Source organism: Streptomyces stoeckheimensis (assembly GCF_045822005.1).
In the GTDB taxonomy this organism is placed as follows: Bacteria; Actinomycetota; Actinomycetes; order Streptomycetales; family Streptomycetaceae; genus Streptomyces; species Streptomyces stoeckheimensis.
In genome coordinates, this window is the sequence record NZ_CP169550.1 from 8,578,050 (window position 1) to 8,599,674 (window position 21,625).

General features: G+C 73.5%; 24 protein-coding genes. 15 read left to right on the top strand and 9 right to left on the bottom strand.

From position 1 onward, the window contains the following. Positions 1-219: 219 nt before the first annotated feature. From ACE1OC_RS38850 to ACE1OC_RS38870, 5 genes are read left to right on the top strand one after another with little or no spacing between them, the layout of a single operon-like run. A complete protein-coding gene (locus tag ACE1OC_RS38850) occupies positions 220-1,389 on the top strand; it encodes an ABC transporter substrate-binding protein (RefSeq protein ID WP_407840997.1) in 1,170 nt (389 codons plus the stop codon). Next, positions 1,389-2,297 (top strand): ABC transporter permease, encoded by a 909-nt coding sequence (locus ACE1OC_RS38855; RefSeq protein ID WP_407840998.1) that lies wholly within the window; start codon positions 1,389-1,391, stop codon positions 2,295-2,297. Before ACE1OC_RS38850 ends, ACE1OC_RS38855 begins: the two co-directional genes overlap by 1 nt. Further along, positions 2,285-3,277, top strand: coding sequence for an ABC transporter permease (locus tag ACE1OC_RS38860; protein WP_407840999.1), 993 nt, complete (start codon positions 2,285-2,287; stop codon positions 3,275-3,277). The genes ACE1OC_RS38855 and ACE1OC_RS38860 overlap by 13 nt, the downstream gene beginning before the upstream one ends. A 5-nt stretch (positions 3,278-3,282) precedes the next feature. After that, positions 3,283-4,437 (top strand): ABC transporter ATP-binding protein, encoded by a 1,155-nt coding sequence (locus ACE1OC_RS38865; protein WP_407841000.1) that lies wholly within the window; start codon positions 3,283-3,285, stop codon positions 4,435-4,437. Next, on the top strand, positions 4,434-5,099 hold the full coding sequence (locus tag ACE1OC_RS38870) for an HAD family hydrolase (protein ID WP_407841001.1): 666 nt from the start codon (positions 4,434-4,436) through the stop codon (positions 5,097-5,099). The genes ACE1OC_RS38865 and ACE1OC_RS38870 overlap by 4 nt, the downstream gene beginning before the upstream one ends. An 85-nt stretch (positions 5,100-5,184) precedes the next feature. On the opposite strand, the gene ACE1OC_RS38875 is transcribed toward ACE1OC_RS38870, so the two are convergent. Both ACE1OC_RS38875 and ACE1OC_RS38880 read right to left on the bottom strand, forming a co-directional pair. Then, a complete protein-coding gene (locus ACE1OC_RS38875; protein ID WP_407841002.1) occupies positions 5,185-5,667 on the bottom strand; it encodes a hypothetical protein in 483 nt (160 codons plus the stop codon). Positions 5,668-5,731: 64 nt separating this feature from the next. Beyond that, positions 5,732-6,118 (bottom strand): cupin domain-containing protein, encoded by a 387-nt coding sequence (locus tag ACE1OC_RS38880; RefSeq protein ID WP_407841003.1) that lies wholly within the window; start codon positions 6,116-6,118, stop codon positions 5,732-5,734. Positions 6,119-6,290: 172 nt separating this feature from the next. Between ACE1OC_RS38880 and ACE1OC_RS38885 the strand changes: the two genes are divergently transcribed. After that, positions 6,291-7,070 carry a GntR family transcriptional regulator gene (locus tag ACE1OC_RS38885; protein WP_407841004.1) on the top strand — a complete coding sequence of 260 codons (780 nt, stop codon included), beginning with the start codon at positions 6,291-6,293 and terminating at the stop codon, positions 7,068-7,070. A 13-nt stretch (positions 7,071-7,083) separates the two neighbouring features. Here the strand turns inward: ACE1OC_RS38885 and ACE1OC_RS38890 are convergent, their stop codons facing one another. Further along, positions 7,084-7,692 carry a phosphonate degradation HD-domain oxygenase gene (locus tag ACE1OC_RS38890; RefSeq protein WP_407841005.1) on the bottom strand — a complete coding sequence of 203 codons (609 nt, stop codon included), beginning with the start codon at positions 7,690-7,692 and terminating at the stop codon, positions 7,084-7,086. Further along, on the bottom strand, positions 7,689-8,798 hold the full coding sequence (gene tmpA / locus ACE1OC_RS38895; protein WP_407841006.1) for a TauD/TfdA family dioxygenase: 1,110 nt from the start codon (positions 8,796-8,798) through the stop codon (positions 7,689-7,691). The genes ACE1OC_RS38890 and tmpA overlap by 4 nt, the downstream gene beginning before the upstream one ends. 332 nt (positions 8,799-9,130) lie before the next feature. On the opposite strand from tmpA, the gene ACE1OC_RS38900 reads away from it, so the two are divergent. Further along, a complete protein-coding gene (locus ACE1OC_RS38900; RefSeq protein WP_407841819.1) occupies positions 9,131-10,204 on the top strand; it encodes a DUF2330 domain-containing protein in 1,074 nt (357 codons plus the stop codon). A gap of 16 nt (positions 10,205-10,220) precedes the next feature. Here ACE1OC_RS38900 and ACE1OC_RS38905 read toward each other — a convergent pair whose 3' ends face one another. Both ACE1OC_RS38905 and ACE1OC_RS38910 read right to left on the bottom strand, forming a co-directional pair. Further along, positions 10,221-10,970: a phosphatase PAP2 family protein gene (locus ACE1OC_RS38905; RefSeq protein WP_407841007.1), complete on the bottom strand. Its 750-nt coding sequence runs from the start codon at positions 10,968-10,970 to the stop codon at positions 10,221-10,223. A 236-nt stretch (positions 10,971-11,206) separates the two neighbouring features. Then, positions 11,207-12,259, bottom strand: coding sequence for a zinc-dependent alcohol dehydrogenase family protein (locus ACE1OC_RS38910; RefSeq protein ID WP_407841008.1), 1,053 nt, complete (start codon positions 12,257-12,259; stop codon positions 11,207-11,209). Positions 12,260-12,367: 108 nt separating this feature from the next. Between ACE1OC_RS38910 and ACE1OC_RS38915 the strand changes: the two genes are divergently transcribed. Both ACE1OC_RS38915 and ACE1OC_RS38920 read left to right on the top strand, forming a co-directional pair. Next, on the top strand, positions 12,368-12,505 hold the full coding sequence (locus ACE1OC_RS38915; protein WP_407841009.1) for a hypothetical protein: 138 nt from the start codon (positions 12,368-12,370) through the stop codon (positions 12,503-12,505). 63 nt (positions 12,506-12,568) lie between these two features. Continuing rightward, a complete protein-coding gene (locus ACE1OC_RS38920) occupies positions 12,569-12,952 on the top strand; it encodes a VOC family protein (protein ID WP_407841010.1) in 384 nt (127 codons plus the stop codon). Between the two features lie 4 nt (positions 12,953-12,956). On the opposite strand, the gene ACE1OC_RS38925 is transcribed toward ACE1OC_RS38920, so the two are convergent. The 3 genes from ACE1OC_RS38925 to ACE1OC_RS38935 all read right to left on the bottom strand — a co-directional run bounded on the left by ACE1OC_RS38925 (position 12,957) and on the right by ACE1OC_RS38935 (position 15,644). Next, complete coding sequence (locus tag ACE1OC_RS38925) at positions 12,957-13,700, bottom strand: DUF4232 domain-containing protein (protein WP_407841011.1); 744 nt, start codon at positions 13,698-13,700, stop codon at positions 12,957-12,959. A gap of 181 nt (positions 13,701-13,881) precedes the next feature. Next, positions 13,882-14,670: an ATP-grasp domain-containing protein gene (locus ACE1OC_RS38930; protein ID WP_407841012.1), complete on the bottom strand. Its 789-nt coding sequence runs from the start codon at positions 14,668-14,670 to the stop codon at positions 13,882-13,884. Next, positions 14,667-15,644: an ATP-grasp domain-containing protein gene (locus ACE1OC_RS38935; protein WP_407841013.1), complete on the bottom strand. Its 978-nt coding sequence runs from the start codon at positions 15,642-15,644 to the stop codon at positions 14,667-14,669. Before ACE1OC_RS38935 ends, ACE1OC_RS38930 begins: the two co-directional genes overlap by 4 nt. A 344-nt stretch (positions 15,645-15,988) precedes the next feature. Here ACE1OC_RS38935 and ACE1OC_RS38940 point away from each other — a divergent pair, with 344 nt between their 5' ends. Genes ACE1OC_RS38940 through ACE1OC_RS38965 form a run of 6 tightly spaced genes read left to right on the top strand, consistent with a single transcriptional unit; the run spans position 15,989 to position 21,607 of the window. After that, a complete protein-coding gene (locus ACE1OC_RS38940; protein ID WP_407841014.1) occupies positions 15,989-17,686 on the top strand; it encodes a sensor histidine kinase in 1,698 nt (565 codons plus the stop codon). Beyond that, the gene (locus ACE1OC_RS38945; RefSeq protein ID WP_112451677.1) at positions 17,683-18,084 is read left to right on the top strand and encodes a roadblock/LC7 domain-containing protein; all 402 of its coding nucleotides are present in this window, start codon (positions 17,683-17,685) and stop codon (positions 18,082-18,084) included. Before ACE1OC_RS38940 ends, ACE1OC_RS38945 begins: the two co-directional genes overlap by 4 nt. Continuing rightward, positions 18,081-18,443, top strand: coding sequence for a DUF742 domain-containing protein (locus tag ACE1OC_RS38950; RefSeq protein ID WP_274546642.1), 363 nt, complete (start codon positions 18,081-18,083; stop codon positions 18,441-18,443). The genes ACE1OC_RS38945 and ACE1OC_RS38950 overlap by 4 nt, the downstream gene beginning before the upstream one ends. Continuing rightward, a complete protein-coding gene (locus ACE1OC_RS38955; protein WP_407841015.1) occupies positions 18,424-19,140 on the top strand; it encodes a GTP-binding protein in 717 nt (238 codons plus the stop codon). The genes ACE1OC_RS38950 and ACE1OC_RS38955 overlap by 20 nt, the downstream gene beginning before the upstream one ends. Next, positions 19,137-20,375, top strand: coding sequence for a cytochrome P450 (locus ACE1OC_RS38960; protein ID WP_407841016.1), 1,239 nt, complete (start codon positions 19,137-19,139; stop codon positions 20,373-20,375). The genes ACE1OC_RS38955 and ACE1OC_RS38960 overlap by 4 nt, the downstream gene beginning before the upstream one ends. Next, positions 20,372-21,607 carry a cytochrome P450 family protein gene (locus tag ACE1OC_RS38965; RefSeq protein WP_407841017.1) on the top strand — a complete coding sequence of 412 codons (1,236 nt, stop codon included), beginning with the start codon at positions 20,372-20,374 and terminating at the stop codon, positions 21,605-21,607. The genes ACE1OC_RS38960 and ACE1OC_RS38965 overlap by 4 nt, the downstream gene beginning before the upstream one ends. The last annotated feature ends 18 nt before the right edge of the window (positions 21,608-21,625 follow it).

Consider the following 21,625-nt stretch of genomic DNA (forward strand, 5'->3'; position numbering starts at 1 on the left):
CCCTCAAGCCTAGGGGGTGCGCCGAGCCCGAAGATCATCTTGAGGGGCCCCCGTCACGTCTGTATCCGGCCAGTCTCCGGTCTTCGTCGAGACGTGCTGCACGGGACAGCCGCCGTTCACCGTCCGTACAGAGACCCAGGGCGAACTGGAGCCAACTTGTTCAGACAAGTGAATTCCCCTCCACGCGTTCTTCATGCGTTTTCGTCTCCGGGAGAGACCGTGCTCAGTTCCTCCGCCCGTCGCGGTGCGGCCGTCCTGCTCAGTGCCGCCGTGCTCACCACGCTCAGCGCGTGCGGTGCCGCACCCGACCAGTCCGCCGGCTCCGCCGGTGGTGACGGCAAGAACAAGACCCAGCCCGGCACCGCCACCTCGGTCGCCGACTTCGGCGGCCTGGAGGGCCTCGTCGCGGCCGCCGAGAAGGAGGGCGAGCTCAACGTCATCGCGCTGCCCGCCGACTGGGCGAACTACGGCGAGATCCAGAAGGCCTTCGCGGCCAAGTACCCCAAGATCAAGATCAACGCCGAGAACCCGGACGCCTCCAGCGCCGACGAGATCGCCGCCGTCAAGTCCCGCAAGGGCCAGACCCGCGCCCCCGACGTCCTGGACCTCGGCATCGCCTTCGCCCGCAGCGGCGCCGCCGAGAACCTCTTCGCCCCGTACAAGGTCACCGCCTGGGACCAGATCCCCGCCTCCCAGAAGGACGCGGAAGCCCGCTGGTACAACGACTACGGCGGCTACGTCTCCATCGGCTGCGACGCCGCCCGCATCCCGAACTGCCCGCAGTCCTTCGCCGACCTGGCCAAGCCCGAGTACAAGGGCAAGGTCGCCCTCAACGGCAACCCGACCAAGTCCGGCTCCGCCTTCGGCGGCGTCTACGCGGCGGCCCTCGCCAACAAGGGCTCCTTCGCGGACATCCAGCCCGGCATCGACTTCTTCGGCCGGCTGAAGAAGAGCGGGAACTTCATCCCCGTCGAGTCCACCCCGGCCACCGTCGAGAAGGGCGAGACCCCCATCTCGATCGACTGGGACTACCTGAACGCCGGCTACGCCGAGCAGTTCAAGGGCAAGGGCGTCGACTGGAAGGTGGCCATCCCCACCGACGGCGTCTACGCCCAGTACTACTCGCAGGCCATCAACAAGGACGCCCCCCACCCGGCTGCCTCCCGCCTGTGGATGGAGTTCCTGTACAGCACCGAGGGCCAGAACCTGTGGCTGAAGGGCTTCGCCCGCCCCGTACTGCTGCCCGCCATGATCCAGGCCGGCACCGTCGACAAGGAAGCCGTCACCAAGCTCCCGCAGGTCCAGGGCACTCCGGCCTTCCCGGCCTCTCCCGAGCTGGACAAGGCCAAGGCCACCCTCGCCGAGAAGTGGGACAAGGCCCTCAGCTGATGTCCGCCTCCACCACCCTCCCCCACGCGACGGGGACCGCCGGCGGCAGCACCACCCGCCGCCGGCGGCGCGGCCCGCGCACCTGGCTCGCCGCCCTCCCGCTCCTCGTCTTCACCGGACTGTGCTTCGGCGTCCCGCTGGGCGCCATCGCCTTCGGCGCGGTCACCCGTACGGACCCCGTGAGCGGCGCCACCGAAGCGACCGGCGAGCACCTGGCCCGCTCCCTCCAGGGGCCCTACCTCGGCTCCCTCATCGGCAGCGTCCAGCTCTCCGGCCTCACCGCACTCGTGGCCGGGGTGCTCGGCGTCCTCATCGCGCAGGCCGTCGTCACCTCCCCCTCCCGGGCCCTGCGCGGAGCGACGCTGACCGCCTCGGGCGTCCTCGCCAACTTCGGCGGGGTCCCGCTCGCCTTCGCGTTCATCGCCACCGTCGGGATCTCCGGGGTCGTCACCCAGCTCGCCGACCTGACCGGCCTCGGCTGGAACCTCTACTCCTTCACCGGCCTCACCGTGGTCTACCTCTACTTCCTGACCCCGCTCATGGTGCTGGTGACCGTCCCCGCGCTGGACGGACTGCGCCCGCAGTGGCGCGAGGCCGCCCAGAACAACGGGGCGAGCGGATGGCAGTTCTGGCGCCACGTCGGCCTGCCCGTCCTCGCGCCCTCCCTGCTCGGCGGGTTCGTGCTGCTCTTCGGCACGGCCTTCGCCGCGCACGCCACGGCCGCCGCCCTCGTCGGCGGCTCCGTCCCGCTGGTCACGCTCAAGATCGCGGACGCCCTGTCCGGGAACGTGCTGACCGGCCAGGAGAACGTGGCTCTGGCCCTCGGCCTCGACATGATCGTGATCGCCGGCCTGGTCATGGCGGTCTACCTGCCCCTCCAGCGACGGAGCGCCCGATGGCTGCGATGACCCCGACGCCCGCCCCGAACGACGAGGCCGCCCCGGCTGCTTCGAGCACCCCGGCGGCCGCGCACGCCCCGGCCTCGGCCGCTGCGGATCCCCGGGACCGGGCGCCGCGCCGGTTCCGCTCGCGGCCCCGGCCCCGGGTGTGGCGCGGAGCGGTCCTCGCGCTCGCAGGCGCGTACTTCCTCCTCCCGCTCCTCGCCTCCTTCGTGTTCACCGTGCACGTCCCCGGCCAGGGCGTCAGCTTCGAGGCGTACACCCAGCTGCTCGGCGCCGAAGGGTTCACCCGGAGCCTACTGCTCTCGTTGGGCCTCGCCGCCGCGACCATCGCCGCCTCGCTGCTCCTCGCCGTGCCCGCGCTGGTCGCCGTACGCATCGGCTCGCCGCGGCTGCGCCCGGTCGTGGAGGTGATGTGCATGATGCCGCTGGTGGTGCCGCCGATCGCCCTGGTCACCGGCATCTCCACGGTGCTGCGCTGGGGTCCCGAACACCTCTCCAGGACCCCGCTTTACCAGACCTTCCTCGCCGTCCAGAACCCGGACTTCCCCCTCGTCCTGGTCCTCGCGTACACCGTGCTCGCGCTGCCCTTCGTCTACCGCTCCCTCGACGCGGGCCTGCGTGCCGTGGACGTCCCGACCCTGGTCGAGGCCGCCCGCAGCTGTGGCGCGAGCTGGCCGTACGTGGTCCTGCGCGTGATCCTGCCGAACCTGCGGGCCGCCCTCGCCGGAGCCGGCTTCCTCACATTGGCCCTGGTCCTCGGCGAGTTCACCATCGCCTCGCTGCTCGGCTTCCAGCCCTTCGCGGTGTGGATCGTGTCGATCTCCGGTGCGCACGCCCGCATGTCGGTCGCCGTCTCCGTCCTCAGCCTCCTCATCACGTGGTTGCTGCTGCTCCTCCTCTCCCGGGCCGGCACCGCCCCCGCTACCGTGTCTCCCGGGACCTCGCGTCACTTCCGTACCTCCCGCACCTCCGGCAAGGAGTCCTGACCCGCATGTCCCTCACCCTTCCCGAGGCCAGGAAGTCCGCGGAAAGCGAAGCGGCCCCCGGCGGAGCGCGCGTCGAATTCCGTGGCCTGCGCCGGGCGTTCGGCCCCACCGTCGCCCTCGACGGACTCGACCTCACCATCGAGCCCGGCGAACTCGTCGCCCTGCTCGGCCCGTCGGGCTGCGGAAAGACCACCGCGCTGCGCGTCGTCGCCGGCTTCGAACAGCCCGACTCCGGCGAAGTCCTCCTCGACGGGCAGGACATCACCCGCATCCCGGCCAACCGCCGCGACGCCGGAATGGTGTTCCAGTCGTACAGCCTCTTCCCCAACCTCAGTGCCCGCGACAACGTGGCCTTCGGCCTGCGCGTCCGCAAGGTCGGCGCGGCCGCACGCCGCGAGCGCGCCGCCGAACTCCTCGACCTGGTCGGCCTGCCCGACCACGGCGACCGGTACCCGCACCAGATGTCCGGCGGACAGCAGCAGCGCGTCGCGCTCGCCCGCGCCCTCGCCCTGCGCCCCCGCGTCCTGCTGCTGGACGAGCCGCTCTCCGCGCTCGACGCGAAGGTGCGGGCCGGACTGCGCGAGGAGATCCGCCGGCTCCAGCTCTCCCTGGGCATCACCACCGTGTTCGTCACGCACGACCAGGAGGAGGCGCTGTCCATGGCCGACCGGGTCGCCGTGCTCAACGCGGGCCGCCTGGAGCAGTGCGCCGCCCCGGCCGAGCTGTACGAGCGGCCCGCGACCCCGTTCGTCGCCGAGTTCGTCGGCACCATGAACCGGCTCCCCGGACGGATGTCCGGCTCCGGGACGGTGGAAGTGGCCGGCTCCCGGCTGCCGGTGGACGGCCCGGTGCCTTCGACCCCGGACGTCGAGGTCCTCGTACGCCCCGAGAACATCACGGTGACGGCGTCCGCAGGGGGCGCCGAAGCCACGGCCACCGTCGTGTCGGCCTCGTTCTTCGGGTCGGTGACCCGGCTCCACCTGGATCTGCCCGACGGCACCCGGATCAAGGCCGACCTGCCCTCGCGCGACGCCGGAGCCCTCCGGCCGGGTGCGCGGGCCGCCGTGGGACTGGCCGAACGCCCCGTCCTCGTCGTCGCCGCCGCGACCGCCGCGGTGACCGCCTCGGCCTCGGCCTCAACCTCAGGGGATGCCCTATGACCGGACTCGCCGCCGTCCTCTTCGACATGGACGGCACCCTCGTCGACACCGAGGTCCTGTGGTGGCAGACCACCGTGGAGATAGCCGCGGACCTGGGCTACGCACTGACCGAAGCCGACGCGCCCGAGGTCGTCGGCCGGGCGGTGGAGGACACCGCCGCCCACCTCGTACGGGTCGCCCGCGCGGGAGACGCGCAGGAGGTGGCGCGGGCCCTGACCGACAGCTTCTTCGGCCGGGTCGAGGAGGGCGCGCCCATGCGCCCGGGCGCGCAGCGGCTGCTGGCCGCCCTGGAGGCGGAAGGCCTGCCGTTCGCCCTGGTCAGCGCCTCGCCGCGGGTGGTCGTGGACTCCGTGGTGGGCGGCTCGCTGGCCCACGTCCCCTTCGCCTTCACGCTCTCCGCCGACGACACGTCCCTGACGAAGCCCCACCCGGACCCCTACCGGGCCGCCGCCGCGCGCCTCGGCGCGGAACCCCGGCAGTGCGTGGCGGTCGAGGACTCCCCGGACGGCGCCGCCTCGGCCGAGGCGGCCGGCTGCGCCGTGCTGGTGGTCCCGTCCCTGCTGGAGGTCCCCGCGTCGCCGGTACGCACCTTCGCGCCCTCCCTCTCGGAGGTCACCCCGGCCACCCTGCGGGCCTGCCTGGTCGCGCCGCTGGGGGTCTGACGGGGCCGGCTCCGGGACCCCTCGGATCGTCGGGTCGTCCCGCAGGGGCGCGGGCCCGGCCCGCTCCGGAGGCGGCAGAGACGGCCTAGACCGCCAGGTCGAGCAGGCTCAGGATGCCCTCCGCGTAGGCGGCCGATTCGGAGCCCGGGCGCCGGGTCGCCGTCTCGCGCAGCCCCGGCGCGCAGGCGCGGATGTGCGCGGCGCACTGGCCGTACAGGCCCGCTTCGTGCGAGGAACCGTCGTCCTCGGTGCCGAGGAGGCGCAGCAGGGCCCACAGCAGGCCCTCGCGCGTCGACTGCCGGGGCGGACCGGCGGACCAGACGGCCATCAGGACCCCGCACACCGCCGGGGCGGGCGGCCGCAGCACGCCGTTGTGGAAGGCATGGCCCTCCAGGGCACGGAACGCGGCCGGGTGTCCCTCGGCCGCGTCCCACAAGGTGTCCACGAGATGTCCCGCCGGGCGGCCGCAGCCGCATTCGATGGAGTTCCAGTCGTGCCGGGCGATCTCCCGGGCCACCGCGTCGGGCACCAGTGGGCTGGTGCGGGGCTGCTTATCCGTCGTTCTCACGGGAGAAGTATGGGATCAGGCCGGTGGCCCGTCCAGAGCGGCCCTCCCGAAGGGGACCGGGGGGTCAGCCGCCGTGCCCCTGGCAGCCGCAGCCCTTCGCCGCGGCCCGCGGCAGCCCCTCGGTGAACTCGCTCTGCGAGAACACCGCCAGGACCGTCGCCGGCTCCGTGCCCTGGTTGACCAGGGTGATCTCCTTGCCGGCCGGCAGCATCGCGAAGGTGCCCGCGGTCACCGTCTTGGCACCGCACCCGCAGGAGGCCTCCACCGTTCCGGCGACGCCCGTGAGCAGCAGTTCGGACGCCCCGTGCGCGTGGGCCGGGATCGTCCCGCCGGCCGGCACCTGGATCCGGACGGCGGCGAGCTCGCGGAAGGGACCGCCCGCGGGGTCGAGGCGCAGCGCCGGACCGCCGGCGGTCGTGTCGGGGGTGGTGTCGATGGTCATGCCGAACATGGGTGGTTCCTCTACGCGTTGGTGCGCGGCTCCCGCCGCGCGGGCCGTGCCACGGCCACCGGTCCTTCCGGTCACGCTTCGAATTTAGACGACCGGCATCATCTCAATACCGGGTGAAACGTCCCGACCTCCCGGGCCTTTCGCCCCACCCGGCCCATGGCAGGCTGACCCCGTGAACGAGGCACCGCGCGACCCGGAACCCAGGACCCCGCTCTACCTGAAGGTCGCCGGCGACCTGCGGGCCGCCATCACCGCGGGCGAGTACGGATCCGGTGCGCGACTGCCCGCCGAGGACGAGCTCGCCCGCCGCTACGGAGTCTCCAGGGGCACCGTGCGCCAGGCCCTCGCCGCTCTGCGCACCGACGGGCTGATCACCTCGCGGCGCGGCACGCGACGGGTCGTCCTCGGCGGCGCGGGGGAGGCCGGGGGAGTCGCGGAGCTCCGCAGTTTCACCCGGTGGGCCCGCTCGCTCGGCGAGGACCCCGGAGGGCGGACCGTCACCGTGGACCCGGGCGAGGCGGGTGCCGAGGAGGCGGAGCAGCTACGGATCGACGCGGGCGCCCCCGTGTACCGGGTACTGCGGCTGCGCACCCTGTCCGGGACCCCCGTGATGGTGGAGCGCACGACGTACCCGGAGCCGGTCGGAGCCCTGGTGGCGGCCATGCCGCCGGACACGGTCTCGTACTCCGAGGAACTCGCCCGGCACGGAGTCCTCTTCGCCGACGCCCACCACACCATCGACATCGCGCCCGCCGACGCCGACGACGCACGGCTGCTGGGCTGTCCGCAGGGCGAGGCCCTGCTGCGCGAACGGCGCCGCTCCACCGACCCGGCGGGGATCCCGGTGGAGTGGTCGCAGGACCGCTACCTGCCGGGGACGGTGGCTTTCACCGTGCACACCACCGCCGCCGGCGCGCTGGGCCGGCTGCTCACCCCTGATCAGGCGTTCTGATCAGGCGTCCTGATCAGACGTTCTTGATCAGCAGGGCCTCCAGCAGCGGCCGGAAGTGGTCGAAGCCGGGGGTGGCCCCCTCGGGGTCCTTGGCCTGCTCGTCCCAGCGCCGCACGGCCACGGCGTCGGCCGCGCCCGGGAGCGCCTCGAACGCCCGCGCCTGCTCGGCGGTCATCGGGCCGCCCTGGACGCGCAGGGTGTGGACGGAGGCCTCGGAGAGCAGGTCGAAGTAGCCAGGCTCGGCCGTGCACAAGTACCGCTTGGCGGCCACGTGCAGCCGGACCGGCTCCGTCACCTCCGGCCCGAACCACCGGGCCAGCCGGTCGGCGCCGGTGTGGCTGTGCCGGTTGTCCTGCCCGCCCTCCATCAGGTCGCGGCCGGTCACGGTTCCGTGGAAGTGCCCGATGTCGTGCAGCAGGGCGGCCGCCACCAGATGCGCGGGGGCCCCGGCGGCCTCGGCGAGGGCCCCGGCCTGGAGCATGTGCTCGGCCTGGGTGACGGCCTCGCCGAAGTACTCGGCGCTGCCCTCGCCCTCGAAGAGGCGGGCGAGCGCATCGATGGCGCCGGAGGTGCCGGCGGTGTGGGTGCTCTCGGTGGTGTCGGTGGTCTCGTGGGCGTTCATGCGGAGGCTCCTTCGCGGCGCAGGACGGCGAGGGTGGAGAGCAGCCCGTCGAGATCGGCGTAGGTCCCCTGGAGGTGGCGTCCCCCCGATTCGGCGAAGGCGGTACGGGCGTGCAGCAGGCGGGTGTTGTCGAAGACCACGCAGTCCCCGGGCGCGAGCCGGAAGTCGAGCCGGAGCCCGGGCTGTTCCAGCAGCTCGCCGAAGAGGCGGTAGGCGGCGTAGAACTCCTCCAGTACGGCGGCGGGCTGGTGCAACGTGGAGAGGGAGCGGTTGTTGAAACGGACCTCGCGGATCTGCCCGAGCGGGTCCACGTCGATCATCGGCCGGTGGGCCCGCAGTTCGCAGTGCGCGTCGGCGAAGGCGAACTCCGCCGGTACGCGGGTCAGCACCTCGAAGGCCGCCGGTTCCCGCTCGCGCAGCAGCGCGGCGGCGCGGAAGCCGTCGACCAGCCCGGAGTCGCCGCCCCGGGCCTCGTTGCGCAGGCAGTGCAGCAGCTGGAGGGTGGGTACGGGATCCCGGTAGGGGTTGTCGGTGTGCGGGGTGATCAACGCGCCGGTGAACGCCAGGTTGTTGGGGTCGGCCTCCACGCGGACGTCGAAGAGCTCCCCGTAGTTGGTCTCGCGGACGAAACCGAAGGTGCGGGCCACGTCCAGCACCATCCGGTCCCGGCACGGAACCTCCCGCAGGAGGACGAAGCCCAGCCGGACCACGCTGTCGAGGACCTGCTCGCGGACCTCGCGGGAGCCGATGTACGCGTCCCAGCCGGCCTGCGGGATCCGCCCGTCCAGGTCCGCCGCCGTCCACAGCTCCTTGTCCGCCTCGGTCCGTCCGTCCCCGGCCGCGCGGTACGCCGGTCCGCCCGGGCCGTGGGCGTCGAGCCACCGGGCCGGGTACAGGGAGCGGTGGCCGTCCGGCTGCCACTCCACCTCCCAGCCCGGCCCGCCGTCGGCGGCCGCCGCTTCGCGCACCGGGCCGACGGCCAGCCCGGCGGGCAGCTCGGTGATCTGGAACAGCTTCTGGCCGGTGCGCGGGTCGCGGCACTCGGCGCAGGGGCAGTTGTCGCGCAGCCAGGGCGCGGGCGGGCGGGTGATCGCCGGTACGGACATCGGTGGCTCCTGCCAGATTCGGAAAGTTGTATATACAACTCTGGGACGCTCGCAGCGTGGCAGGAGCAGGTGGCCGGCAGGTGACGCACGGGTGACCGGAACCGGATCAGGGCGCCGGACGTCTGAGCCCCGGGCCGGACGGGCCCGCAGGGGAAGGAGCCCGGGTGCGAACGGGCCCGCGGCCGGCTGAGCGAGGGGTGTGGGGCGTGGGGGAGACGGTGGGGACGGCAGGCGCGAGGACCGTCGGGAGGCGGACCGCAAGGGTGGCGGCCGCAAGGGTGCGGGCCGCGGCGGCGGGGACGGCCGTGTGGATCCGGCGCAGGGTCGGGCTCCTGCTGGTGGCGGTGCTCGCGACCCAGCTGGGGTCCCTCGTCAGCCCGGCCTACGCCTGTGGCTGCGGGGCCATGGTCCCCGACGGCACCTCGCGGATCGGCGTCTCCCGGGAGGCCTCGGTGGTCCGCTGGGACGGCAGGACCGAGCAGGTGGCCATGCGGTTCACCGTCGGCGGCGATGCCAAGCGGGCCGCCTGGGTCATGCCGGTCCCGGGACGTGCCACGGTGCGCCTCGGCGACGGCGGGCTGTTCTCCCAGCTGGTGGACCTCACCGGGCCCGAGCACCGCACCCGCGGCTACTTCTGGCCCCGCCACGGGGACTGGCCCTTCGACTCCGGCCGGGGAGACGCGGCCGGAGCGGCCCCGCCCGGCAGCGCGGAGGCGCAGGTCGGCGTCATCGGCCGGGAACGGCTCGGCGACTTCGACGTGGCCCGCCTGACCGCGACCGACCCCGCGGCGCTGGGCGACTGGCTCGAGGCCAACGGGTTCGTGCTGCCCGACCGCCTCTCCGCCGAGCTGGAGCCGTACGTGGAGCAGCGCTGGGAGTACGTCGCCGTACGCCTGGCCCCCCGGGAGCCGGGAGCCACCCTGCGCGGCACCCTGGACCCGCTCCTGATCCGCTTCGAGAGCGACCGGCTCGTCTACCCGATGCGGCTGTCGCGGCTGGCCGCCACCGCCCAGTCGCTGGGCCTGTACGTCCTGGCGGAGCACCGCATGGAACCCGTCTCCGCGATCGGCGGCAACGCGCCCGAGGTGACCTTCGCCGGCCGGATCACCCCGACGGGAGCGGTCGCCGAATTCGCGGGCGCGGAGCCGGTGTTCCTGACGGCGATCGACCAGAGCTTCCCGGTCCCGTCCCGGATCGACGGCGACCACGAACTGCGCGCCGCCGCCGGGGACGCCCCGTACCGCCGGGTCGAGTACACCGACGAGCTGCTCACGGCCGGCGGGGTCCCCGTCTGGATCCTCACGCTCGGAGGCGTGCTCGGGGCGGCGGCCCTGGCGGCCGTCCTGACCGCGCTGCGGCTGCGCCGCGGCCGGACGACCGCCGGGCCGGGTGGGACGCACGTGTAACACGCGGCTCTTGCCCTCAGCGGGCGGGGGAATCCGCTTCCGTCGACCGCCGCCGGGTGCGCGCACGCCCGGTGCCCCGTCCGGCATCCCGGGCCAGTGCCGGGGCGCAGAGCCACCAGGCGACCAGCCCGGCCCCCGCACCTGCGGCGGCCCCGGCGGCGGTGTCGCTGAGCCAGTGCGCGTGCAGCCAGGTGCGGCTCCACATCATCGCCAGCGTGAACACCGCGCCGCCGATCCACCACGCGCGGCGCCGGGCGGCCGGGACGAGGATCGCGCCGACGATGACGACCAGGAGCGCCGCGCTGGCCGCGTGACCGGAGGGGAAGGAGCCGTGGTCGACCCGGACCAGCGGGTTCTCCGGGCGCGGCCGGTCCACCAGGTGCTTGAGGCCTTGGATGACGAGCATGTTCCCGGCCATGTAGACGGCGAAGAAGAATCCCGCCGACACCCAGCGCCGCCGGACGAGCAGGAAGACCAGCAGGCCGAGGGGGACGACGGCGCCCGCCGGGCCCCCGAACCAGTTCAGCAGCGTGGCGATCACGGAGGGGAACCCCTCGTGCGGTCCGCCCATCCAGGTCAGCCAGCGGTCGTCGAGGGACTGGAAGGGCGGCCGGGTGACGTCCCTCCGTACGACGAACCCGAGCACGGCGGCGGATCCGAGCAGGGCGATTCCGAGGCCGAGGGTGCCGGTGCGGCGGCTGCCCCGGTCCGTCGCGGACGCGGGTGCGACGGCTTCGAGGGGTGGGTCGACGGGGATCGTGGACATGGCTGTGCTGCCTCTCGCGGCGGGTGGAGAAAGAGGGGAGACGAGGGGGTGCGGGGGAGGAGGGGACTGCGGGTGTGAAAGAAGCGCAGGGGGTGTGGCGGGTTCAGTGTGGCCACATCTCGTGCTTACACGTGTAATCAAGGAATGTAGTCATGCCCTCCCCGCACCACAAGCCCCTCGTGACCGGCAGCCCGGCGGGCCGGCAGCTCCACGGGTCGGCGGCCCGGTCGCCCGGCTCAGTTCCGTCCGTCGGCCCCCGGCCGGATGATCGTGATTCCGGGTCCCGGCGCGGTACCCATCGCCGCCAGCGCGGCCGGTGCCCCGTCCAGCGGGATCGTGGAGGAGACCAGCAGGTCGGGCCGTAGGGCTCCCGAGCGGACCAGTTCCATCATCGGCGGGTACGCGTGCGCCGCCATGCCGTGGCTGCCGAGGATCTCCAGCTCCCAGCCGATGACCCTCTCCATCGGCAGCGCCGCGGCCCCCCGCGCCGCGGGAAGCAGCCCGACCTGCACGTGCCGTCCGCGCCGGCGCAGCCCGCCGACCGACGCCGCGGCCGTGATGGGGGAACCCAGTGCGTCGAGGGACAGGTGCGCACCGCCGCGCGTCAGCTCCCGTACGGCCTCGGCCGCGTCGGCCCGACCCGGATCCACGCAGTGCGCGGCCCCGAAGGCCCGCGCCAGTTCCAGGGCGGCCGGCGCGGTGTCCACGGCGACCACCCGGGCTCCCGCCGCCACCGCGATCATCACGGCCGACAGCCCCACCCCGCCACAGCCGTGTACGGCGACCCACTCGCCGGGCGCCACCCGCCCCTGCGCGACGACGGCCCGGAAAGCCGTCGCGAACCGGCAGCCCAGCCCGGCCGCGGTGTCGTACGAGAGCTCCTCGGGCACCGCCACCAAGTTGACGTCGGCATGCTCCAGGGCCACGTACTCGGCGAAGGATCCCCAGTGCGTGAACCCGGGCTGCGTCTGCCGGGAGCACACCTGGTGCTGCCCCGCGGCGCACTCCGCGCAGCTTCCGCACGCGCAGACGAACGGCACCGTCACCCGGTCCCCGGTGCGCCAGTTGGCGACTCCCGAGCCCACCGCCTCGACCACACCGGCCAGTTCGTGGCCGGGCACGTGCGGGAGCCTGATGTCCGGGTCGTGCCCCATCCACCCGTGCCAGTCGCTGCGGCACAGCCCCGTCGCCTCGACCCGTACGACCACCCCACCGCCGGACGGCACCGGATCGGGCACGTCCCGCACCTCGCCGGGCTCTCCGTATCGCTCGAACACCATCGCGCGCACGCCGACCGCCTCCACTCGCCTGACCCGTCCGACCCGGGCCCACTTGTCGGCCCCCGGCCCGGATGCGAAGCTGCCGGGACGACCACCACACACCATCAGGGGGACCCCATGACCCGCAAGACGAACCGCAAGCGCGCCACGGCCGTCGCCGTATCCGTCCTGCTCGCCCTCACCGTCACCGCCCTCGGCGCGAGCGCGTCGGCGTACGCGGCCGCGGGCGAGAAGAAGGTCGAGGTCATCAAGTAGCCGGACCGGCCCCCGGTCCTGCTTCCGGTCCGGCGCGCGGGCCGTCTCCCTACACTGGCGGGCATGGTAAGCCGCATCAGTGAGCTGGTCATCGACCGCGCCGACCCCGAGCGCCTCGCCGCGTTCTGGAGCGAGGCCCTCGGCTACGTGGAGCTCTCCCGGGAGGACGACGGGAGCATCGAGATCGGGCCGGCCACTCCCGGTTTCGGAGGCCCGCAGCCCACCCTCGTCCTCAGCCCGAGCAGCGACCCGCGGCGGGGGAAACTCCGCCTGCACATCGACGTCAACCCCGTCGACCGCGACCAGGACGCCGAACTGGAGCGGCTGCTCGCCCTCGGCGCCCGCCCGGCCGACGTCGGCCAGACGGGCGCCGAGAGCTGGCACACCCTGGCCGACCCGGAAGGCAACGAGTTCTGCCTCCTGCGCACCCGCCTGCAGCCCCTCTGATGCCTCAGGAGGGCTTGGCGGAGGACCAGGCGGTGACGGTCACCTTGTCGTCGCAGAAGGCGAACACGCCGTCGTCCATGGCGATCTGGTGCTTCCCGGCGCCGAGTACGCCGATGACCACCGTCGGGTAGGAGCCCGGGGTCGCGCCGGACGCGCAGTAGCCGTCCGCCTCGCCCTGGACCTGGACGAAGGTGAGCTTCGTCCAGGCGCGGGCGCCCGGAGCCAGCACCACGTCGGCCGCGTCGGGGCCGGTGTGGGTGGTGGCCAGCGGCTTGTTCTTCTCCGGCGAACCGTTGCCCGCCGCCGCGACCGTCGGGTACCCGTACACCTTGCAGGCGGCCTTGGAGGTGTTGGTGACGGAGACCACGGCGGCCCCGGTTCCCGTGCCCGACGGGCGGACGTCGGCCTGGTGCCCCTCGGAGACCTTGATGTCGTCGACCGTGCAGGGCTTCTTCGTCGCGCCGCCGGTACCGCCGGAGGAGGAGCCGCCCGAGGACGTGCCGCCCGAGGGGGAGCTCGAGGGCGACGCGCCGCCCGTGGAGCCTCCGCTGGCGCCGCCGTTGGTCGTTCCGCCCTTGTCGCCGCCGGTGGCCGTGGGCTCGGCCGGCCGCGAGGCCGTGGTCGGAGCCGAGGGTGCGGCGGCCCCGCCGCCGTCGCCGGTCGGCGTACAGCCCGTCATCAGGGCCGCGGCCGCCAGAACCGTCGCCAGAGCCGCCGCGGTCCGGCCGGTGCCTGCTGTGTACTGCATTGGGTGCTCCCCGAGGTTCACGACCGGTCCCGCACCGGCACTCGCGTGCAGGATCACGACTCCCTGACCCGAGCAGGTTCCCGCCGCACGCCGCTGTGGCGGTTCCGTGACGCGCCCATGACGAACGAGATCACCCCGGAGCCGTACACCGGGCACCGAGGCGCTGCACGGCAACCCCGGCCTAGCCCTTGGCCCGGCTCAGGGCCAGGGCTGCCAGGGCCTCGGGGGCGCCCGGCTGGTCGCGGACGCCGGGGAAGGCGTTGACGTCGACGATCAGGGGGGAGCCGTCGGCCGTGGCGATGATGTCCACGCCGTAGACGTCCAGGGAGTAGAGCTCGCCGACGCGGCGGGTCAGATCGGCCCATCCCCGTGGGAGCCGGGGCAGCGGCAGGGTCGGGCCGAGGCCTTCCGGAGAGAGTTCCGAACGGCGCAGGGCCGCGAAGACGCGGTCTCCGATCGCCCAGAGCTTGTGGTCCCAGCCGCTGTTCGGGGCGAAGTCCTGCACCACCACCGGTTCGTCGGGCCAGTCCTCCGCCAGCTCCGCGAGGCGCGCGGTGTCGTCGACGCGGGCCACGAGGTCCTCGCGACGGCTGTGGCGGCTCTTGACGACGACGGGGGAGCCCAGCGAGACACCGGCCGCCCACTGCGCGAGCGCGCCGACGGTACGGGTTCCCGCGAACGGCAGCCCGGCCCGGACCGCCAGCTCCGCCATCAGGGTGCGGTCCTGGCAGAGGGTGGTCGCCGCGGCGGAGTTCACCACCGGCGCCCCGAGCCGCTCCAGGCTCCGGGCCAGTTCCAGTCCGGGCGGGGTGTGGGCCTTGAGGAGGTACACGTCGGCCGGAGCTCCCGCGGCAGCGTCCGGTGAGCCGGGATCCAGCAGCTCCACCCCGTGTCCTCCGGCCCGCAGGAGACCGGCCGCCGCCGAGAGCAGCGGATGCCCGGGCTTGTCCGTGATCAGGCCGATCCTCATACGGGTTCTCCCGTGGGGGCGGCCGGGGCGGCAGCCGCTACGACGGAAGCCGCGGCAGAGGCTGCGGTGGCTGCCGTAACCGCTGTGGCCTGGAGGGGGATCGACATCTCCTGCCCGGACCGGCGGGGGAGGGCGGACCCGACCTCCGGGCAGGGGCGCGAACCGGAGCCGCGCGCGAGGTCCAGTACCGCGCGGGCCACCCGGGCCGCGGCATCGGGTACCTGACGGAAGCTCGGGAAGTCGTTCACGTCCACGACCACCGGCCCGTCGGGCCCCAGCAGCACGTCCACCCCGTACAGGTCGAGCCCGTACACCTCCCCGACCCGCGCGCCGATCTCCGCGATCTCCGCGGACAGCGGGACGAGGCGCTCCGGGACGGAGGTGTCCGGATGCAGGGGAGAGCGGCGCTCGGTGGCGAAGAGTTCCCCGCCGACCGCGTACACCTTGAGGTCGGTGCCCGAGTTCGGGACGTAGGGCTGGGCGACGAGCATGCCCTCACCGGCCAGTTCGGGGAGCATCGCGGCCAGCCGCTCCGGCGAGGAGACCAGGTGCACGGCCCGCCCCGAGCTGCCGTCGGCGGGCTTGACGACCAACGGGTACTCCGACGCCGGGATCTGCGCCAGCAGCTCCGGCCGGGCCGCGGCGTAGGTCGGCGGCAGCGGCAGTCCCCGGCCGCGCCCGATGGCGGCGGCCAGCGCCTTGTCCCGTACGCCCCGGATCGCGCGGGCGTCGTTGACGGTGGTCGCCCCGGCCGCGGCGGCGGCTTCGAGCAGGGTCAGCCCCGGCCCGCCGGACACTGTCTTCAGGACCCAGGCGTCGTGGGCGCCGGCGTCCACCGCCTCGCTCATCCGCAGGAGCGATCCGCCGGGCCGCAGCACTTCCACCCGGTGGCCCCAGGCCTTCAGTTGCCGGACCACCTCGTTCGGCATGCCGTCGTGGCGGTAGTGCTCCTCCACCAGGAAGCAGAGCCTCATGGACCTTCCCCATATTCCCCGGACGTCCGCCGATCCCGTCCGGCGAGTTGTGACGTCACAGGATGTCATGGGCTGCAATGTGATGATCGGTCCGTGTACGCAGCGACCCGGTCGCAACCCGGCCGCCCTCCGATCGCTGTCCGGCCACTGGGACGCGGGCGGATCGGATGGCGCGAGCTTGCGATTTCCCTTCCGTCCAAAGCGCGACAGAAGGATCCTTACCGGTCGCGGTTGAGCGGAAAACTTGTCAGAGGCTGCCCAAAGCGATCAACAACTCTCCTATAGTGATGCCTCGTTGCCAGGAACCTTCTCCTCCATTTACGCCCGGTATGAGGCTTTGATTGATGACGGCGTCGCCCTCCCCCCTTCGCCCCTCCGCGCTGGCCCTGCTGATCACCGCAGTCGCCGGTGGCGCGCTCACCACGGCGGCGGTGGCCGCGGCCCCGTCGTCCATCGCCACCGCCCTCGGCTGGTTCGCCGGCGCGGGCGTCCTGTTGCTCGCGGTATCGGCCTTCGCCGTCACCTGGTGCGCGCGCACCTCCCGGGTCCAGCGCGCCCGGATCTCCGGCCTGAGCGCCGAACTGGTCGCCCGTGACGGGCACATCGCCCGGCTGATCGCCGACGCGACCCGTGACGCGGCCGCGCACACGGCCGAGCGGTCCCGCCTCACCGCCGAACACGCCGCCGTACTGGAGCGGCTGACGGGCGACCACGCCGCCGCGCTGGAACACCTCACGGGTGTGCACGCCGCCGAACTCGACGGACTGGCCGCCGCCCAGAGCGCCTCCCGCGAGCGGCTCGGCGGAGAGCTGCGTCGCGCCGAGTCGGGCCGGGCAGCCGCCATGGCCGCGGCCGCCAACGCCGCCGGGCGGATGCAGGCCCTGGCCACGGGGATGCTCGCGGATCTGCGCGACATGGAGCACCGGCACGCCGACGAGGACGTCCTCGGCGACCTGCTCCACCTCGACCACCGCACCGCTCAGGCCGGGCGCCTGGCCGACTCCATCGCCGTCCTCACCGGGGCCCGTTCGGGCCGCCGCTGGGCGAAGCCGATCGTCATGGAGTCGATCCTGCGCGGCGCGATGGGCCGCATCGGCGGCTACCAGCGGGTCAGGCTCCACTCCACCAGTGACGCCGCCGTCGCCGGGCACGCGGCCGAGGGCGTCATGCACGCACTCGCCGAACTCCTCGACAACGCCGCCAACTTCTCCCCGCCGACCGCCGAAGTCCACGTCTACGTGGAGGAGGTGCCGTCCGGGATCGTCATCACCGTCGAGGACAGCGGCCTCGTCATGAGCGAGGTCCAGCTGCGCCGCGCCGAACAGGCCGTGACCGCCGCCTCCCTGGACCTGGCCGGACTCTCCGGGACCCGGCTCGGCCTCGCCGTCGTCGGCCGGCTCGCCCGCAAGCACGGACTGACCGTCTCCTTCCGGCCCTCCGCCCGCGGCGGTACGGGCGCGCTGATGATGCTCCCGCAGGAGCTCATCAGCCGGACGCCCGCCGAAGCCCCCGCCGCGCCGCTCGCCGTGCCGGCACTGCCGTCCGCCCGGGTCGCGCGGAAGGCTCCCGCCGCGACCGGAGCTCCCGCCGGGCCCGAGCCCGAGCCCGAGGCCGTGCACGACACCGCCGCCGGCCGGGACGACACCGTCCGCGCGCAGGACCGTACGGCGACGACGGACGGCGGGACCGCGCTCCCCGGCGCAGCGGACACCGACGCCGACCTCGGCGCCGCCTCCGAATCCACCGGCGAGCACCCGCACTTCGGCGACAGCGGCCTGCCCCAGCGCCGCCGCGGCCGGACCCTGGCAGCCGCCCACCCCGAGGGCACCGACGGCGCGGGCGCCGATCCCCGTACGGCCGCGACCCCGGTCACGGGCACGGCATCCGTGCCCGGCGGGGCGTCGCGGTCGGCCGCGCGGTTCGGCAGCTTCCGTCAGGCCGTCCGCGGCACGGCGGCACCGGGCGCAGCGGCGGCCGGAGCCCCCGGCGAAGAGCAGCAGCCCGCGCACACCCCAGACCCGGAAGGCAACACGCACTCATGACCGGCTTCACCACCGACGAGACGCTCAACTGGCTCCTGGAAGGCCTCCTGGAACGCACACCGGGCGCCCGCCACGCCCTCGTGCTCTCCCGCGACGGCCTCAAGCTGTGCCGCACGCCCGAGCTCTCCGTCGACCAGGCCGACCAGCTCGCCGCGATCGCCGCCGGGATCCAGAGCCTGTCCCACGGGGCGTCGATCGAGTTCGGGGACGGCACCGGCGGAGTCCGCTCGGCCATGGCCGAGTTCTACGGCGGGATCCTCTTCATCGTCGAGGCCGGCGAGGGGGCGCACCTCGCGCTCGTGGCCAACGAGGACGCCGACGCCGGACTCGTCGGCCACAACATGTCCGAACTGGTCGAGCAGCTCGGCGAACACCTCATCGCCAGGCCCCGGGGATGAGCCGGCCCCGGCCGGGCCGGGACGATTCGCCGGACCGGCTCTACACCCTCACCGGTGGCCGCAGCCGCTCCGGCTCGGACGTCTTCGACCTGGTCACCCTGGTCGTCGCCGAAAGCGATCCGGCGCCCGGCATGCAGTCCGAGCACGCGGCGATCCTGCGGATGTGCCAGTTCCCGACGGCCGTCGTGGAGATCGCGGCCGAGCTCGGACTGCCGGTGTCGATCGTCCGGATCCTGCTGGCCGACCTGCTCGCCACCGGACGGATCCGCGCCCGGCACCCGCGTACGGCGAACTCGGCGTACAGCTTTACCGACCCCGACATCCTGGAGCAGGTGCTCGTTGGACTCCGCAATCTCTGACGCGACGATCCCCGAAGCCGCGTCGCCGGCGAGCGCCGTGCCCATGGGGGCCGAACAGCTCGAACCGCTCCGGCCCCGCCAGGCACTGCGCAGCACGGCCGACAACGGACTGAAGATCGTCATCGTGGGCGGTTTCGGCGTCGGCAAGACCACGATGGTCCGATCGGTCAGCGAGATCCGCCCGCTGAACACCGAAGAGACCATGACCAAGGCCGGCGAGGCCGTGGACGACACCCACGGGATCGCCGGGAAGAGCGCCACCACGGTGGCCTTCGACTTCGGGCGCATCACCCTCGACGCCCGCAACGTGCTCTACCTGTTCGGCGCCCCCGGCCAGGAGCGGTTCTGGTTCCTGTGGGACCGGCTGTTCTCGGGCACCCTCGGCGCCGTGGTCCTCGTCGACACCCGGCGGCTGGCGGACTCCTGGTACGCCATCGACCGGCTCGAACACCACGGCACGCCCTTCGTCGTGGCCTGCAACGACTTCGGCGGCCCCGAGCACACCCCGGAGCAGATCCGCGCCGCCCTGGACCTGCCGGACGCCATCCCGCTGGTGTTCTGCGACGCCCGCTCCCGGGAGTCCAGCAAGCAGGTCCTGATCTCCCTCGTCCAGCACCTCCAGACGGCCGCGCTGTCGAGCAACCGGCCGAGCCTCCAGCCGAGCCCCCTGTCCCAGACCCCGGAGCCCACCCCGTGACCTGCCCCGCCGCCCCCGAGCACCAGCCCGTCTACCTCGGCGGCCCCCGGTTCCAGACCGACCCCGCCGAGCTGTACCGGGAGATGCGCCGCGACCACGGCGCCGTCGCCCCGGTCGTCCTCGACGGAGACGTACCGGCCTGGCTGGTCCTCGGCTACCGCGAACTGCACCAGGTCACCAGCGACCCCGTGCTCTTCTCCCGGGACTCCGAGCTGTGGAACCAGTGGGAGCGCATCCCCGCCGACTGGCCGCTGCTCCCGATGATCGGCCGGCGCCAGCCGTCGATCCTCTACACCGTCGGCGAACGCCACCGCGAGCGGGCCGCCGTCATCTCCGAAGCCCTCGAAGCCGTCGACCCCTTCGAACTCAAGGGGCACGCCGAACGGTTCGCCGACGAGCTCATCGACGACCTGTGCGGCAAGGGCTCCTGCGACATCGTCGGCGAGTACGCCATGCTGCTCCCGCTGCGCGTCCTCGCCCGCCTCTACGGGTTCTCCGACGCACAGGGCCCCGGCCTCGTCCACGCCATGAACGAGATGATCAACGGGCGGGAGGGGGCCCTGGAAGGCCAGCGCCACCTCGCCGAGTCGATGTTCGCGCTGCTCTCCGCCAAGCTCGCCGAACCCGGCACCGACGTGGTCTCCCGGATGCTCGCCAACCGGTCCGGCTTCACCGTGGAGGAAGTCGCCCAGGACCTCATGGTCATGATGGCCGCGGGCCACCAGCCCACCGCCGACTGGATCGGCAACTCCCTGCGCCTCATGCTCACCGACGACCGCTTCGCCGCCTCCCTCGCGGGCGGCCGGCACAGCGTCGGCGAGGCCATGAACGAGGTGCTGTGGGAGGACACCCCCACCCAGAACGTGGCCGGCCGCTGGACTTCCCGCGACACCCACCTCGGCGGACGGCGCATCGGCAGCGGAGACCTCGTCCTGCTCGGCATCGGCGCCGCCAACGCGGACCCGCACGTGCGCACCGACGCCGGAGAGCTGACCGGCGGCAACAACGCCTTCTTCTCCTTCGGGCACGGCGAACACCGCTGCCCCTTCCCCGCCCAGGAGGTCGCCGAGGTCATCGCGCGCACCGGCATCGAGGTGCTCCTCGATCGGCTGCCCGACGTGGACCTCGCCGTGCCCGCCGGGGACCTGGCCCGCCGCCCCTCGCCCTGGCTGCGCGGCCTCACCGCCCTTCCCGTGACCTACACCCCGACCCCCGCCCTTGGAGCCACCCGATGACGTGCCCGATCGACCACAACGGCCCCGCGGCCATCGTCCTGGACCCCTTCGTGGCCGACCTCGACGCCGAGAGCGCCGCGCTGCGCGCCGCAGGTCCCCTGGTCCAGGTGGTCCTCCCCGGCAACGTGGCCGTTTACGCCGTCACGCACCACGCCGAGGCGCGCAAGCTGCTCACCGATCCCCGGATCGTCAAGGACATCGACGTGTGGGGCGCCTGGCAGCGCGGCGAGATCCCGATGGACTGGCCGCTGATCGGTCTCGCCAACCCCGGCCGCTCGATGCTCACCGTGGACGGCGAGGACCACCGCCGGCTGCGCACCCTGGTCGCGCAGGCCCTGACCGTACGCCGGGTCGAGAAGCTGCGCGCCGGCATCGAGGCGCTGACCACCGGGATGCTGGACAAGCTGGCCGGGCTGCCGGCCGGCGAGACGGTGGACCTCAAGGCGCAGTTCGCGTACCCGCTGCCGATGAACGTCATCAGCGACCTGATGGGCGTGGACGCCGAGGAACACCCGCGCCTGAAGGCCCTGTTCGAGAAGTTCTTCTCGACGCAGACGCTGCCCGAGGAGGTGCCGCAGATGATGGCGGACCTCGGCGCGCTGTTCTCCCGCATCGTCGAGTCCAAGCGCGAGAACCCGGGCGACGACCTCACCAGCGCCCTCATCGAGGCCTCGGAGGACGGCGACCACCTCAGCACCGAGGAGATCACCAACACCCTCCAGCTGATCGTCGCCGCCGGCCACGAGACCACCATCAGCCTGATCGTCAACGCGGTCGTCGCCCTGGAGACCCACCCGGTCCAGCGCGGCCTCGTGCTCAAGGGCGAGGTCTCCTGGGAGAACGTGATCGAGGAGACCCTGCGCTGGTCCAGCCCCACCTCGCACGTCCTGATCCGCTTCGCCACCGAGGACGTGGAGGTCGGCGACCGGATCCTGCCCAAGGGCGAGGGCCTGATCGTCTCCTTCGGCGCGCTCGGCCGCGACGAGGCCCAGTTCGGCGAGACGGCGGGCGAGTTCGACGCCACCCGCACGCCGAACCGGCACATCTCCTTCGGCCACGGCCCCCACGTCTGCCCCGGCGCGGCCCTCTCCCGCCTGGAGGCCCTGGTCGCCCTCCCGGCGCTCTACGCCCGCTTCCCGGACCTCTCCCTGGCGGTCCCCGCGACCGAACTCCGCAACAAGCCGATCCTCACCCAGAACGACCTCTTCGACCTCCCGGTCCGCCTGGCCTGATCCGCGGCTGCCCCGCCC

Bases quoted from the DNA above. Each gene is read 5' to 3' on its own strand.
- ACE1OC_RS38940 (WP_407841014.1), top strand. From the start codon at position 15,989: ATGACGGCGTCGCCCTCCCCCCTTCGCCCCTCCGCGCTGGCCCTGCTG.
- ACE1OC_RS38865 (WP_407841000.1), top strand. From the start codon at position 3,283: ATGTCCCTCACCCTTCCCGAGGCCAGGAAGTCCGCGGAAAGCGAAGCG.
- ACE1OC_RS38905 (WP_407841007.1), bottom strand. From the start codon at position 10,970: ATGTCCACGATCCCCGTCGACCCACCCCTCGAAGCCGTCGCACCCGCG.
- ACE1OC_RS38965 (WP_407841017.1), top strand. From the start codon at position 20,372: ATGACGTGCCCGATCGACCACAACGGCCCCGCGGCCATCGTCCTGGAC.
- ACE1OC_RS38925 (WP_407841011.1), bottom strand. From the start codon at position 13,700: ATGCAGTACACAGCAGGCACCGGCCGGACCGCGGCGGCTCTGGCGACG.
- ACE1OC_RS38920 (WP_407841010.1), top strand. From the start codon at position 12,569: ATGGTAAGCCGCATCAGTGAGCTGGTCATCGACCGCGCCGACCCCGAG.
- ACE1OC_RS38890 (WP_407841005.1), bottom strand. From the start codon at position 7,692: ATGAACGCCCACGAGACCACCGACACCACCGAGAGCACCCACACCGCC.
- ACE1OC_RS38860 (WP_407840999.1), top strand. From the start codon at position 2,285: ATGGCTGCGATGACCCCGACGCCCGCCCCGAACGACGAGGCCGCCCCG.
- ACE1OC_RS38880 (WP_407841003.1), bottom strand. From the start codon at position 6,118: ATGTTCGGCATGACCATCGACACCACCCCCGACACGACCGCCGGCGGT.
- ACE1OC_RS38935 (WP_407841013.1), bottom strand. From the start codon at position 15,644: ATGAGGCTCTGCTTCCTGGTGGAGGAGCACTACCGCCACGACGGCATG.
- tmpA (WP_407841006.1), bottom strand. From the start codon at position 8,798: ATGTCCGTACCGGCGATCACCCGCCCGCCCGCGCCCTGGCTGCGCGAC.
- ACE1OC_RS38915 (WP_407841009.1), top strand. From the start codon at position 12,368: ATGACCCGCAAGACGAACCGCAAGCGCGCCACGGCCGTCGCCGTATCC.
- ACE1OC_RS38870 (WP_407841001.1), top strand. From the start codon at position 4,434: ATGACCGGACTCGCCGCCGTCCTCTTCGACATGGACGGCACCCTCGTC.
- ACE1OC_RS38930 (WP_407841012.1), bottom strand. From the start codon at position 14,670: ATGAGGATCGGCCTGATCACGGACAAGCCCGGGCATCCGCTGCTCTCG.
- ACE1OC_RS38855 (WP_407840998.1), top strand. From the start codon at position 1,389: ATGTCCGCCTCCACCACCCTCCCCCACGCGACGGGGACCGCCGGCGGC.
- ACE1OC_RS38945 (WP_112451677.1), top strand. From the start codon at position 17,683: ATGACCGGCTTCACCACCGACGAGACGCTCAACTGGCTCCTGGAAGGC.
- ACE1OC_RS38950 (WP_274546642.1), top strand. From the start codon at position 18,081: ATGAGCCGGCCCCGGCCGGGCCGGGACGATTCGCCGGACCGGCTCTAC.